Annotated in this window: 8 protein-coding genes; 7 read left to right on the top strand and 1 reads right to left on the bottom strand. The window is 68.7% G+C overall.

Going from position 1 to position 14,253, the window contains the following annotated elements:
* The first annotated feature begins 4 nt into the window (after window positions 1–4).
* The 6 genes from glgD to mfd all read left to right on the top strand — a co-directional run bounded on the left by glgD (window position 5) and on the right by mfd (window position 11,760).
* On the top strand, window positions 5–1,102 hold the full coding sequence (gene glgD / locus EFAMC1_RS03900; protein WP_154053007.1) for a glucose-1-phosphate adenylyltransferase subunit GlgD: 1,098 nt from the start codon (window positions 5–7) through the stop codon (window positions 1,100–1,102).
* The gene (gene glgA / locus EFAMC1_RS03895) at window positions 1,102–2,598 is read left to right on the top strand and encodes a glycogen synthase GlgA (RefSeq protein WP_154053006.1); all 1,497 of its coding nucleotides are present in this window, start codon (window positions 1,102–1,104) and stop codon (window positions 2,596–2,598) included. The genes glgD and glgA overlap by 1 nt, the downstream gene beginning before the upstream one ends.
* Before the next feature lie 117 nt (window positions 2,599–2,715).
* Complete coding sequence (locus EFAMC1_RS03890) at window positions 2,716–6,129, top strand: 4-alpha-glucanotransferase (protein WP_261981756.1); 3,414 nt, start codon at window positions 2,716–2,718, stop codon at window positions 6,127–6,129.
* An 886-nt stretch (window positions 6,130–7,015) separates the two neighbouring features.
* A complete protein-coding gene (locus EFAMC1_RS11175; RefSeq protein ID WP_261981755.1) occupies window positions 7,016–7,234 on the top strand; it encodes a hypothetical protein in 219 nt (72 codons plus the stop codon).
* Window positions 7,235–7,394: 160 nt separating this feature from the next.
* A complete protein-coding gene (locus tag EFAMC1_RS11170; protein WP_261981754.1) occupies window positions 7,395–7,847 on the top strand; it encodes a DUF4143 domain-containing protein in 453 nt (150 codons plus the stop codon).
* Between the two features lie 433 nt (window positions 7,848–8,280).
* Entirely contained in the window at window positions 8,281–11,760 is a 3,480-nt protein-coding gene (gene mfd / locus EFAMC1_RS03880; RefSeq protein WP_154053004.1) for a transcription-repair coupling factor, read from the top strand.
* A gap of 121 nt (window positions 11,761–11,881) precedes the next feature.
* On the opposite strand, the gene EFAMC1_RS03875 is transcribed toward mfd, so the two are convergent.
* A complete protein-coding gene (locus tag EFAMC1_RS03875; RefSeq protein WP_222838640.1) occupies window positions 11,882–12,613 on the bottom strand; it encodes a glutamine amidotransferase-related protein in 732 nt (243 codons plus the stop codon).
* Window positions 12,614–13,156: 543 nt separating this feature from the next.
* Here EFAMC1_RS03875 and EFAMC1_RS03870 point away from each other — a divergent pair.
* On the top strand, window positions 13,157–14,239 hold the full coding sequence (locus EFAMC1_RS03870; RefSeq protein WP_154053003.1) for a sulfate ABC transporter substrate-binding protein: 1,083 nt from the start codon (window positions 13,157–13,159) through the stop codon (window positions 14,237–14,239).
* The last annotated feature ends 14 nt before the right edge of the window (window positions 14,240–14,253 follow it).

Here is a 14,253-nt window from a genome sequence, read left to right as displayed (position 1 = left end):
GGCCATGCTGAGCGCAATCGGACTGATCACCACCAACTACTCCATCAAGAATCCGAGCGTCCTCTCGAAGCACCGTCCCGTGGCCTCCGTGCCGTTCATGGGCCGCTACCGCCTCATCGACTTCCCGCTGTCGAACATGGTGAACGCCGGCATCAAGACCGTGGGCGTCATCATGCCGTTCAACTACCGCTCGATCATGGACCACCTGCACACGGGCAAGGACTGGGGCCTCGACCGCAAGCTGGGCGGCCTCTTCCTCATGCCGGGCTCTGCCTTCGGCACGAGCCGCAAGGGCCCGCGCTTCCTGCTGCGCGACCTCATCTCCAACCGCGTGTTCCTCGAGCGTGATACCGCGTCCAACGTGGTGGTCTCGGCGTCCAACGTCATCTACAACTACGACTACCGCGACCTCGTGAAGGCGCACGTCGAGAGCGGTGCCGACATCACGCTGCTCACCAAGACCTACTCCTGCGAGGCCGAGGACGTCACGAGCGTCTACACCGAGGACGGCCGCGCGCGCGGCTTCACCTACGGCACGCACTTCGGCGACGAGGGCTTCCTCGACTGCTTCGTGGTGAGCCGCACCAAGCTGCTCGACCTGCTCGAGCGCTACGCCAACGTGGACTACCTCGACCTGTTCGAGGCCATCGAGGCCGACCTGGGGCAGATCGACGTGCGCGCCAAGCGCGTCGACATGTATACGGGCACCGTCTTCGACGCGCGTACCTACTACAAGCGCAGCCGGGAGATGCTCAACCCCGACGTCATCGCCGACCTGTTCAACCCCAAGCGCACGATCAAGACCAAGTCGCACGACAACCCGCCCACCAAGTACGAGCGCGGCTCCCGCGTCACCAACTCGATCGTGTCGGGCGGCTGCCGCGTCGCCGGCTCCGTGGCCGACTCGATCCTGTCGCGCAGCGTCACGGTGGAGCCGGGCGCGTCGGTGCGCGGCTGCGTGATCCTCACGCATTGCACCATCTGTCGCGGCGCCCGCGTGGAGAACGCGATCATCGACCGTGACAACGTCATCACCGCCGGCGTCGAGCTGCGCGGTACCCCCGACAGCGTTCTCGTGAAGGAGAAGGGTGGTCTTTCCTAATGACCGGCCGAACGAGAAGAAAGCTCAAGGTGGTCTTCTGCGCCTCCGAGGCCGCGCCCTTCGTCAAGACGGGCGGCCTCGGCGACGTGGCGGGGTCGCTGCCCCATGAGCTGCGTCGCTGCGGCGCCAAGGTGTGCGTGGTGCTGCCCAAGTACCGCCGCATCCCCGCCGAGTACCGCGATGCCATGCGTCACGTGTCCGACTTCTGGATGAACCTGGGGTGGCGCAACGTCTGGTGCGGCGTCGACCACCTCAAGTGGCACAACATCGACTACTACTTCATCGACAACGAGGACTACTTCGGGCGCGATACCATCTACGGCGACTTCGACGACGGCGAGCGCTTCGCGTTCTTCTCCAAGGCCATCACCGAGTGCCTGGGCCGCGTGCCCGAGCTCGGCGGTGCCGACATCCTGCACTGCAATGACTGGCAGACGGCCCTCTCCTGCGTGTTCCTGCGCGAGTTCTACAAAGGTCTGCCGGGCTATGACAACGTGAAGACCGTCTTCTCGATCCACAACGTCAAGTTCCAGGGCCAGTTTGGTGACGAGGTCCTCTCCGACATCTGCGGCCTGGCGGAGACCCCGGCCGCCGGACAGATGTACGTGGGCCCCAAGACCATCAACTTCATGAAGGGCGCGCTGCTCTACGCGGACACCATCACCACGGTGAGCCCCACCTACGCCGAGGAGCTCAAGATGCCGTTCTACGGCGAGGGCCTCGACGAGATTTTCCGCGAGCGCGCCTGGAAGCTGCACGGTATCCTGAACGGTATCGACACGCAGGAGTACGACCCCAAGACCGACTCGGGCATCGCGGCCAACTTCTCGGCCGAGGACCTGGCCGGTAAGGCCGCGTGCAAGGCGGCGCTCCAGCGCGAGCTGGGGCTCGTCGAGGACCCCACGCGTCCGCTCTGCGTCATGGTGAGCCGCCTCACCAAGCAGAAGGGCCTCGACCTTCTGCAGTACGCGCTCTCCAAGCTGCTCGACCGCACCGTGCAGGTGGCGGTGCTGGGCACGGGAGACCCGCAGTACGAGGACTCCATGCGCTACTTCGACTGGAAGTACAAGGGCCATATGGTGTCCCGCATCGACTTCGACTCAGCGCTCTCGCACCGCATGTACGCCGGCGCGGACATCTTCCTCATGCCGAGCCAGTTCGAGCCGTGCGGCCTCTCGCAGATGATCGCCATGCGCTACGGCGCGCTTCCCGTGGTGCGCGAGACGGGCGGCCTCAAGGACTCGGTGGTCCCGTTCAACAAGTTCACCGGCGAGGGGACGGGCTTCTCGTTCACGAACTTCAACGGTGACGAGTTTGCGAACGCCGTGCTAGACGCGTGTGAGGTATTCTGGACAGACAGGGGAGCTTGGGAGGGGCTCATGCGCAACGCCATGGAAGCCGACTTTGGCTGGAGGCGTGCCGCAAACCAGTACCTCGATGCCTACCACGAGCTTCATCCCGAGGTCATTCCCTACAACAAGAAGCGGAGCCGGTAGCCGGCACCTCCCCTGGAGCCTCGGGAGAGGCTGGGACTCTAGGGGAAGGTAGGGATTATGTGGGCATATCATGACAGCCGCAACGGGCTGTACCGCTCTCCATTCGGGGCGGTTCCCGTGGGCGGAAGCGTACGGCTACGGCTCGACGTGGGCGGTGCTACGGGCGCCACGGTCTCTGTGCGCACGTGGATCGATGGCGTGGGCGAGGGCTTCGTGCCCATGATGGGCGAGCAGGTGGGTGACTGCGTGCGCTTCTCGGCCACGCTGCCGTGCGAGTCCGCTGCCATCGTGTGGTACACGTTCGTGATCGAGCGCGCCGATGGCAAGGTGGTGCGCTACGGCGCCAAGGAGGGGCGGACCGGCGGCGAGGGCACCCTCTGCGACTGGCAGCCGCCCTCGTTTCAGCTCACGGTCTACAAGCCGCGCGCCGTCAAGCCCGAGTGGTTCACGCGCGGCATCGTCTACCAGATCTTCCCGGACCGCTACCGCAGGGGCCCGGGCTGGCGCGAGCTCACCCGCAAGGCCATGGACTACCACACCGGCGACTCCGACGACGGCATCCCCGGACCGCAGCGCCGCGTGGTGAGCCGTTGGGACACCGAGCCCGCCTACGACCGCGACCAGAGCGGTCGCATCGGGGTGTGGGACTTCTACGGCGGCACGCTCTCCGGCATCCAGGAGAAGCTGCGCCACATCGCCGACATGGGCATCACCACCATCTACCTCAACCCCATCTTCGAGGCGCGCAGCAACCACCGCTACGACACGGCCGACTTCCTGTGCATCGACCACATGCTGGGCCAGACCGAGGACTTCGCGGCGCTGTGCCGCGAGGCCGAGAAGTATGGCATCTCCGTCGTGCTCGACGGCGTGTTCAACCACGTGGGCGCCGACTCGCGCCCGTTCAACCGCTACAACACCTACGAGGAGCCGGGTGCCTGGCAGGCGCACAAGGCCGGCGTGGAGGCCGCACGCGAGGCCGGCTCGGCAGATCCCGTGGCAGACGCTGCGGCGGGCGCCGAGGGTCCCGCGGCCGATGCCGCGCACGCCGCCGAGCGCGCGTGCTCGCCGTTTGCCACCTGGTTCAACTTCAAGCCCGACGGCACCTACGACTGCTGGTGGGGCGTGGACGACTTGCCGGCCGTGGTTGAGTCCGGCGAGGGCTGGCGCGACTTCATCGCCGGCAAGGCGGGCGTGGTGCGTCACTGGCTGGCTGCGGGTGCGCGCGGCTGGCGCCTCGACGTGGCCGACGAGCTCTCCGACGAGTTCATCGCGCAAATCAAGAGCGCGGCCGTGGCCGAGCGCGACGACGCGCTCGTGCTGGGCGAGGTTTGGGAGGACGCCTCCAACAAGGTGAGCTACGGCAAGCTGCGTCGCTACCTGCTGGGCGACGAGCTCGACAGCGCCATGAACTACCCGTTCCGCACGGCGGTGCTCGACTTCCTGCTGGGCAAGACGAGCGCGCCCGACGCGGCCGAGAGCCTCATGTCCATCGCCGAGAACTACCCGCCCGAGGCCATGGCGGCCGCGCTCAACCTGCTCTCGAGCCATGACCGTCCGCGCCTCATGAGCGTGCTGGGCGACGCGCTCGACCACCCCGAGGGCCAGCCCTGGCCCGACGACTTCCCCGGTCGCCTCAGCCGCGGCGAGCGCAACATGGCCAAGGGTCGCTTCTGGCTGGCCGTGCTGCTCCAGATGACCTACGAGGGCGTGCCGAGCATCTACTACGGCGACGAGGTGGGCATGGAGGGCCTGTCTGACCCGTACACCCGCGGCCCCTTCCCCTGGGGCGAGGGCGGGCACGCCGGCGGCGACCGCGACTGCCGCACCATGTACCGCAACGTCATCCAGCTGCGCCAGGCCGTGCCCGTGCTCACCACGGGGTCGGTGCGCCCCATCTCGTGCGGCGACGACGTGCTGGGCTGGTGGCGCCTGCCTGAGGGCGCCGAGTTGGCCGACGGCGCCGTGGGTGCGGCGCTGCCGGGCGCGTCGGGCAAGCGGGCGGTGCCGGGCCCGAGTGCGTGCGTAGTCGTGAACCGCAACCTCCGCGAGAGCCGAAACGTTTCCATCTCCAGCCGCGGCACCAAGGCCACCGAGGTCATCAGCGGCACCGAGCTGCGCCGCGACGGCGACTCCGTGTCGCTCACGCTGGGGCCGCTCGGCAGTGCCCTCGTGCTGTTCGACGAGGCCGAGCGCCTCTCCAAGCCGATGGACCCGGGCGCGGGCGTGGTGTGCCACATCACGAGCGTGCCCAACGGCGGCAAGCCCGGCACGCTGGGGACGCCGGCGCGCGCGTTCGTTGACTACCTGGCCGGCGCGGGCCAGCGCTACTGGCAGATCCTGCCGGTGAACCCCACCGACGGCTATGGCTCACCGTACGCGGGCTCGTCGGTGTTCGCGGGCAACGAGCGGCTGCTGGAGCTAGACAAGGACGAGCTGCGTGAGGCATTCGAGGAGTTCGAGCCCGACGCCGACTTCCGCGACTTCTGCGTCGCCAACGTGGCGTGGCTCGACCCGTACGCGTGCTTCGTGGCCATCGGTGAGGTTACGGGCAACGACCACTGGCAGGAGTGGCCCGAGGAGTGGCGCACCTACGGCATCGGGCTCTCGACCGACAAGCGGCTGGCCAGGCGCGTGGAGTTCCACAAGTTCGCGCAGTGGGAGTTCGAGCGCGAGTGGGCCGACCTGCACCGCTATGCGGGCGAGCATGGCGTGCAGATCATCGGTGACATCCCGATGTACCCATCGTGCTCCTCGGCAGACGTCTGGGCCGACCCGAGCCAATTCTGCGTGAGCGCGGCCGGGCGCGTGGAGATGCAGGCGGGTACGCCGCCCGACGAGTTCGCGGCGTCGGGCCAGCTCTGGGGCAACCCGTGCTACCGCTGGGAGGCCATGCGCGAGGACGGCTACTCGTGGTGGATGCGGCGCCTGGCGCGCACGTTCTCGCTCTACGACGTGGTGCGCCTCGACCACTTCCTGGGCTTCCAGAACTTCTACGGCGTGCCGCGCGGCTCCACGGCGGCCGGCGGTCACTGGCATGCGGGGCCGGGCATCGACCTGTTCCGTCGCGCGTACGAGCTGTTTGGGCCGCTGCCAATCCTGGCGGAGGACCTCGGCAGCATCACGCCGGCCACGCGCGCGCTGCTCGCGCAGGTGGGTTGCCCGGGCATGGACGTGCTGCTGTTCTCCGACAGCGACCCGCGCGACGGCTGGGTGCCCAAGTCCGACCGCGTGGCGTACACGTCGACGCACGACACCTCGACGTTGGCCGGCTGGTGCGCGAACCGCTACGGCTTTGCCGCCGACGACGCGCGGTCCTTGGCCGAGCACCTCATGGAGGAGGCGTACGACAGCAAGGCGAAGGTCGTGATGTGCACGCTGCAGGACGCCATGTGCCTGGGCGACGAGGCCCGCATGAACGTGCCGGGCGTGGCCGGCGGCAACTGGCGCTGGCACGCCGATGCCGACGAGCTGGCTCGGAGCCAGGCCTGGCTGCGTCAGCTCACCGAGCAGAGCGGCCGCCTCGTCTAGCTCGCCTGTCACATTTCCTTCCGGATGATTTGTCACATTTTGGGGCGTCGCGGTTGGCGGCGCCCCTTTCTTGTGCGTTGGGGTCGTCAGTGGCGATTCGTGCGGTCCGATCGTCCGTCCGCCGTGCCCGACCCGCCCGCGCGGTGCCCGACCCACCTGCCAGCTCGTCTCGCCCGCACGGCTCCCATTGCCGGCCTGCTCGCCCGGCGGCTGCCCCGGCAACCCTCGCCCGCCGCCCACAGAACGTGCAAAATGACCAGTTGATGCCCTCTCGCAGGGGGAACAACTGACCATTTTGCACACTATGTGAGAGAGACACGCCGTCGCGGCTAGCCCGGGCGGCTTGCCGCGACAGCCGGGCGGCCCACCGCTGCGGCTCGGCGGCCAGGCGACCTACCGTGGCGGCCGAGCCGGCCACGTCACCCCGTCGAGGCGCCTACTCGCGCCCGGCGCCGCCCCTGCCGCGGCCGTTGCGCAGGCAGCAGGCGACGGCGTACATGTTGAGGGCCACCAGCGCTGCGACGACGATAACGTGCTCGATTGCCATGCCCGACACCTCCGAGGCTCGCGGTCCCCGAGGGGCGAGCGCCGATGCCGAGTCTGCCTCGCCTCTCCGTGTGACCAGCAGTATAGGGCGCGCCCCCGCGCCCGCGCCCCACAACGTGCGAAACCGTGTTCACGCGTCGGGCGAGAAGGGCGTGCGGGACGAGAGGGGGCACCAACGAGGGCCTCTCATCCGGCCTTGAACCACCGTGTTCGTACGTCCAGCGGTCGATATCAACCCCCAAACGGCGAATCGCATGCCGCCCAAAGCGCTCCCGACCCGTACGCCCCGCAAAGACGAGAAAACGATTTCTCATATGACACCGCAGGTAGGAGTGGGCATATGTGCATCACCCGAGAAGCCGAGGCCACCTTTGGACGTCTGCTTGCGCAGTACAAGGTCGTTTTGGTCACGGGTTCGCGTCAGGCGGGCAAGTCGACGATGATCAGGCACTGCCTGGGCGAGACATGCGGCTATGTCACGCTTAACGACCCCATTGCCCTCTACAGGCTTCGCGCGACCAGGCTCTTTTCTTCCAGGACCACCCACTGCCCCTCGTGATTGACGAGGTCCAATATGCCCCAGAGCCCTACTGCTTCCTCGTGGCGACGGCTGCTAGGACGGGCCAGCCCCTCAACATGTCTGACATCGCAAACGACGCCGACGCGGACGCGAAGACGGTCTCCCGATTGCCTCGTTGCTCGAGGCCTCGGGAATCGTCTTGAGACCGCAACCCTATTTCACCAACGCGTCGAAGCGCGTCTCCAAGACCCCCAAGCTCCACTTCATGGACACGGGCCTCACGGCACACCTGCTGGGGTGGATCACCCCGGACGTCCAAGCGCGCGGCGCCATGGCCGGCGCCCTGTTCGAGTCCTACGTGGTGGGCGAGGTTGCCCGCACGCGCATGAACGCCGGCCGGGGCGCGGACGGCCTCTACTATTATCGCGACACGAGAAAACGCGAGATAGACCTGCTCATCGTTGAGGGGCGGGTGGTGCATCCGGTCGAGGTGAAGGCCGGCGCGAATCCCGGTCGGGACGACATCGGGAGCTTCTTGGCCCTCAATGCGCTCAAGGGCGTCGAGGTGGGAGATGGCGCGGTCGTGTGTCGCGCGCCCAGGGTCTACGCGATAGGCGAGCGCGTGAAGGCCGTGCCCATCTGGGCCCTCTGACGGCAGGGGACGGAGAGGAGGCCTCTGGCGGGCGTCACGCGGCGCTCGACCGGCGACTGCTTGGGGGCGTTCGACCGGCGGCCGCCATTTGCCACCTGCAGAATGTGCAAAATGGTCAGTTGATACCTCCTTGCAGGGGGAACAACTGATCATTTTGCACGTTATCTGGAAGAGGCGCCCCGCGCGGAAGGGGCACCCCCGAGCAGAAGAGATGTCCCGCGCGGAAGGGACGCCCCCGCGCGGCGTGGCGGCCAACGCGGCAATCCCCGCACCCCGCGCCGTCCGGCGGCACGGCTACAATGGTTGCCACGTTGCGCGTCGACGCCCGCTGGCCGGGCGCCGACCGCTTTTGCATGTCCGCCGGGCGCGGCGCGGGCTCCCCGGGGCCCGCCTGCCCGCCAGCGCCCGGCCAAAGCAAGGAGAGGCCCCGCCCATGCTCATCAACCGCGTGTCCCGCCAGCTGCTCGCCGTCCCCGAGCTCGAGCCCGCCGTCCGGGGCCTCAGGGCCGGCAGCGATGTCACGCTCGCCGTGTCCCAGAGCGCCCGCCCGCTCGTGCTCGCGAGCGTCTGGGCGGCCAACCCGCGCCCCTGCCTCTTCGTGGTCTCGGGCGAGGAGGCCGCAGGTCGCGCGGCCAAGGCGCTGCAGGCGTGGCTCGGCATGGACGTGGTCTGCCGCTACCCCGACCGTCCCGACCTCCCTTGGAAGTCCGACGCCCCCGACGACGCCCTCATCGGCGTGCGCTGCGAGGCCATCGGTCGCCTCGCCGCGGGCGAGCCCTGCGTCGTGGTCGCGAGTGCCCGGTCGCTGCTGCGCCGCGTGCCGCCCAAGGGCTCGGGCTACTGGCAGAGCTCCACGTTCACCGTGGGCGAGGAGGTCCCCTTCGAGGACGTGGGGTCCCTGCTCGTGGGCCTGGGCTATGCCGACCCCGGCGAGCTTGACGGCCCGGGAACCTTCCACATCCACGGCGACTCGGTCGACATCCACCCCGCGCAGGCTTCCACGCCCGTGCGCGTCGAGTTCTTCGGCGACGAGATCGACCGCGTGCGCCGCATGGTGGCCTCGACCGGCCAGACCATCGGCGACCTGCACTCGGTCACCGTGCGTCCCTGCCGCGAGCTCGCCCTCACCGACGAGACGGTGGCCCGTGCGCGCAAGGCCCTCTGGACGATGGCCCAGTCCGACACCAAGCTGGCCGCCGACCTCGAGCTCATCGAGGCGCGCAGCCCCGAGCCCTCCCTCGAGCGCTACCTACCCGCGCTCTACGGCAAGACCGCCAGCCCGCTCGAGCACGTCTCGCGCGAGACGCTCATGTGCTTCGCCGAGCCCCGCGCCCTCTTCGATGACTGCACCCGCGCGGCCGACGACCTTGCCCAGCTGGCCAGAAACGCCGGCGAGTCGCTCGACGGCCTCTTCACCATGCCTCGCGACCTGGACTTTGGCACCCAGCAGCGCCTCTCGTTTGCAAGCATGCTGCGCGCGGGCGCCCAGGTCACGGCCGAGCTGCCCGTGCGCCAGCCCGGCATCGCCGGCGGCGACACGCGCCTCTTGGGCCGCGTGCGCCAGCTGCTGAACGACCACGTCACGGTGCTCTTCTCCGTGCCCGACCGCCAGGCTCGCGAACAGCTCGAGCTCAACTTCGGCGACGAGTCCGTGCCGTTCGAGGAGTCGCTCGGCACCTCGGCCGAGAACCGCGTGCCGCTCGGCGACCCTCACGCCAACGAGCCCTCCGCCGCGCCGGCCCTGCCGCTCGGGCGCGTCACGTTCACCGACGCGCCGGTGCCGGCGGGCGTCATCGTGCCGAGCGCCCGCCTCGCCGTGCTCTCGGTGGGCGACCTCACGGCCCGCATGGCGAGGCACCGCCGCGCCCGCCGCGTGGACCCCACGAGCATCACCTTCCCGTTCAAGCCCGGCGACTACGTGGTCCACGCCACGCACGGCATCGCCCTCTTTGCCGACATCGTGCGCCAGGAGGTGGCCGGCAAGGAGCGCGACTACTTCCTCCTCGAGTACGCCGGCGGCGACAAGCTCTTCGTGCCGCTCGAGCAGGTCGACCGCATCACGCGCTACGTGGGCCCCGACGGCAGCTCGCCCCGGCTCACGCGCCTCAACACCGCCGACTGGAGCCGCGCCACCGGCAAGGCCCGCAAGAACGCCAAGCGCCTCGCCTTCGACCTCGTCGACCTCTACACCCGCCGTGCCAGCGTGCCCGGCCATGCCTTCCCGCCCGACACGCCCGAGCAGGCCGACATGGAGGCCGAGTTTCCCTACGAGCTCACGCCCGACCAGAAGACCGCCATCGCCGACATCAAGGCCGACATGGAGACGGCCAAGCCCATGGACCGCCTGCTCTGCGGCGACGTGGGCTTCGGCAAGACCGAGGTGGCCCTGCGCGCGGCGTTCAAGTGCGTGAGCGAGGGGCGCCAGGTCATGGTGCTCTGCCCCACCACCATCCTGGCCCAGCAGCACTACGAGACGTTCTTCAACCGCTTCGCCCCGTTCGACTTCGAGGTGGACGTGCTGTCACGCTTCCGCACGCCCAAGCAGCAGCGCGAGGCGCTCGAGGGCTTCGCCGACGGCCGCGTCTCCGTGCTCGTGGGCACGCACCGGCTGCTCTCGGCCGATGTCAACCCGCACGACCTGGGCCTCGTCATCGTGGACGAGGAGCAGCGCTTTGGCGTGCAGCACAAGGAGCAGCTCAAGAACATGCGCGAGCAGGTCGACGTGCTGACCCTCTCGGCCACGCCCATCCCGCGCACCATGCAGATGGCCATGAGCGGCGTGCGCGACATGTCGATGATCATGACGCCGCCGCCGGGGCGCCTGTCGGTCAAGGTCACCGTGGGCGAGTTCGACTCGGACGTGGTGAGCGCCGCGATCCGCCGCGAGCTCGAGCGCAAGGGGCAGGTCTACTACGTGTCCAACCGCGTCAAGACCATCGACGAGGCCGAGGCCCGCGTGCACGAGGCGGCGCCCGAGGCCCGCGTGGGCGTGGCGCACGGCAAGATGAGCGCCAAGCAGGTCGAGGACATGATGATGCGGTTCCAGCGCGGCGAGATAGACGTGCTCGTGGCTACCACCATCATCGAGAGCGGCATCGACAACCCGCACACCAACACGCTCATCATCGAGGACTCGCAGCGCCTGGGTCTGGCGCAGCTCTACCAGCTCAAGGGGCGTGTGGGGCGCGGCCGGGTCCAGGCCTACGCCTACTTCATGTTCCCGGGCGAGCAGCCCCTCACGCCCGAGGCCACCGAGCGCCTCACGGCCATCAACGAGTACCAGGACCTGGGAAGCGGCATGCGCGTGGCCATGCGCGACCTCGAGATTCGCGGGGCGGGCTCGCTCATGGGAGCAGAGCAGCACGGCAACCTGTCGAGCGTGGGCTTCGACCTGTTCACGCAGATGCTCGGCGAGGCCGTGGCCGAGGCGCGCGGCGAGGTGGGCGAGGACCTGGCGGCGAGCGAGGTCACCATCAACCTGCCGGCCGACTTCTACCTGGCCGAGGAGTACCTGCCTGACGTCGACCGGCGCGTGCTGGCGTACCGCAAGCTCGCCGGTGCCGTGGAGCTTTCCGAGGTGGACGCGCTCGAGCGCGAGACCGAGGAGCGCTACGGCTCGATGCCGGCGGCGGCCAAGAACCTCTTCGACCGAGCGAGGATTCGCATCCGGGCGCAGCGCCTCGGCGTCACGAGCGTGTCGCTTACGAGCGGGCGCATCATCTACCTGGGGCTTTCATGCGACCGCGCACTCACGCTCAAGCTCAAGGAGCGCGGGGCGCTCGTGTACCCCAAGACCAAGAAGGTGGCCTACCCGTTCCGCAAGGGGCAGGAGGACCTCGTCATGGCGGCGCTGGCCGTGCTCGAGGAGGCCGGCGGAGACGACGAGCCTGATGACGGGGACAACCTCGCCTAGCTGCGCTGTCACATTTCCTTCCGGATGATTTGTCACATTTTGCGGCGGGCCTCCCTGCCGACGGGCCGCGCGTCTCGAGCCGCCGACCCTCCGTCGGCGCTTCCTCGCCCGACCTGCGCGGCTAGCCGCGGGTGGGCGTCACCCCGGCCAGCCGGTCGAGAAATCCATACAATGCCTGGTTCATCGGCCGATAGTCGTTGGCGAGCAGCTGCTCCGCGGACTGCACGAACGGCCGGCCCGCATTCTGTGCAAGCTCCTCGGTCGAGGCTGCCACGATGCCCCTGATGGACTCGCCCGTGAACTCGAGATGACACTGGAATCCGTAGATGCGCTCGGCATAGCGGACGATCTGCCGCGGGCAGCCGGCGCTCTTCGCCAGCACGCGCGCGTCGGCCGAGAGGCCGGGCATGTCACCGTGCCAATGGCCCACGGCAAGCCCCATGCCAAGGTCCGCAAGCAGCGGGTCGGCAAGGCCGTCATCCGTGAGCTCGATGGGGAAGAGACCGATCTCGCGCTCCGGGCTGTGGGCGAAGGCGCCGCCAAACGCCTCGCCCATAAGCTGCGAGCCCAGGCACACGCCCACCACGCTGGCGCCGGCATTCGAGCACGAGCGGATGAGGCGCTCCTCGGCCGCGGCGTCGAAGTGCGGACACTCGGCGAGCGTCGTCGCCGGCGACTGGGGGCCGCCCATGACGACGAGTAGGTCGATGCCGTCGGGCGAGGTGGGGAGGGTGTCGCCGGCGTAGAGGCGCGTGGTCGAGACCTCGTGGCCGCGCGCGAGCGCCCAGTCGGCGTAGGCCCCCGGTGCCTCGAACGGCTCGTGGACGACAAAGCGAACATGCAGGTGAGGCATGGTTTCTCCTATCCGTGGGGCTGCGTTGCCATCCAGGCCCGGCGACGTGGCAACGTGGTCGGCCCAGGGCGCTCGTTGCTGGCTCCCAAACAACATAGCCACTCATGATGCGCGTGGTGTGGGCTCGCGCGGGGCATTGAAAGATGCTTGTTACAAAGTCGCAGGTATCAAAGTCGCTTTGGCCGCTCGCGAGACAACGTTTTCACTATCTGGGGACGGTTCTGCCGGCGGCCCTGGCGGCAGTTGGCACCGGGCCTCTCCTTCCACCGGGTGCCGGGAGCATGAAGAGGTCCGAGAACCTGCTGGTAGAAGGCTATAGCGGCCAAAACCGTAGCCCATGTGGCATCCCCCCCGTGGACCGAGCGCCCCCATCGACGGCGTACCCCCATCGCGAGTCCACGGCCATCCCCGTTTCACGTCACGCTGCCACGCGCGCACACGTTTTCACGCAATCTCGCATCCCAGGCGGCACGGCGCGACCCATAGTGTCCCCTACAAAAACGCAGACCGGTGAAAACGCGATCAGGGAAGGGGCGGCAAGCGATGAAGACGGACGACAGGCACAGCCCCCAGGCCCCGGCAACCCCTCGCCCCGCGCGTCTCATCACCCGGCGCTCCTTCCTCTCCCTCACGGCCGCAGGCACCGCTGCCCTCGCAGCCCTTGGGCTCACGGGCTGCGGTGCCCTCGCCCCCGGCGCAACCGCCCAGCTCATCAACGTCTCCTACGACCCCACCCGCGAGCTCTTCGAGGCTTACAACCAGCTGTTTTCCCAGCACTGGGCCGCATTGCACGACGGCCAGACGGTCGACGTCACCCAGTCGCACGGCGGCTCGGGCAAGCAGGCGCTCGAGGTGGCCAACGGCCTCAACGCCGACGTCGTGACCCTCGCGCTGGAGGCCGACATCGACTCGCTCGTGAGCGAGGGCCTCGTCCAGCCCGGCTGGGTGGACCGCCTGCCCAAGGACTCCGCGCCCTACACTTCCACGATCGACTTCCTCGTGCGCAAGGGCAACCCCAAGGGCATCCGCGACTGGGACGACCTCGTGGCCGACGGCGTGGGCGTTATCACGCCCAACCCCAAGACGAGCGGCGGCGCGCGCTGGAACTACCTCGCCGCCTGGGCCTACGCAAACATGCGCTTCGGCGGCAACGAGCCGCAGGTCAGGGACTTCGTAGCGCGCCTCTACCAGAACGTGCTCGTGCTCGACTCGGGCGCGCGCGGCTCCACCACCACCTTCGTGGAGAACGGCCAGGGCGACGTGCTCGTCGCCTGGGAGAACGAGGCCAACCTGTCGCTTCTCGACCACCCGGACGACTACGAGATCGTGACGCCGTCGCTCTCGATCCTGGCGCAGCCCTCGGTGGCTGTGGTGGACGAGGTGGTCGACCGCCACGGCACGCGCGAGCTGGCCACCGAGTACCTGAGCTACCTCTACGCGCCGGAGGCCCAGCGCATCGTGGCCGAGAACCACTATCGGCCCACCGACGAGACCGTGCTCGCGGAGTACGCCGACAGCTTCCCTCAGCTTGAGCTCGTGACCATCAAGGACTTCGGCGGATGGCGGCCGGCCCAGGAGACCCACTTCGCAGACGGCGGCACCTTCGATCAGATCTACGGCGCCTGACCTTCTGACCAGCG

The sequence above is a fragment of the Olsenella uli genome, assembly GCF_901212675.1.
Classification (GTDB): Bacteria; Actinomycetota; Coriobacteriia; order Coriobacteriales; family Atopobiaceae; genus Parolsenella; species Parolsenella uli_B.
The sequence above is the reverse complement of the archived record's forward strand: the minus strand, read 5'-3'. Positions and strand labels throughout refer to the sequence as shown.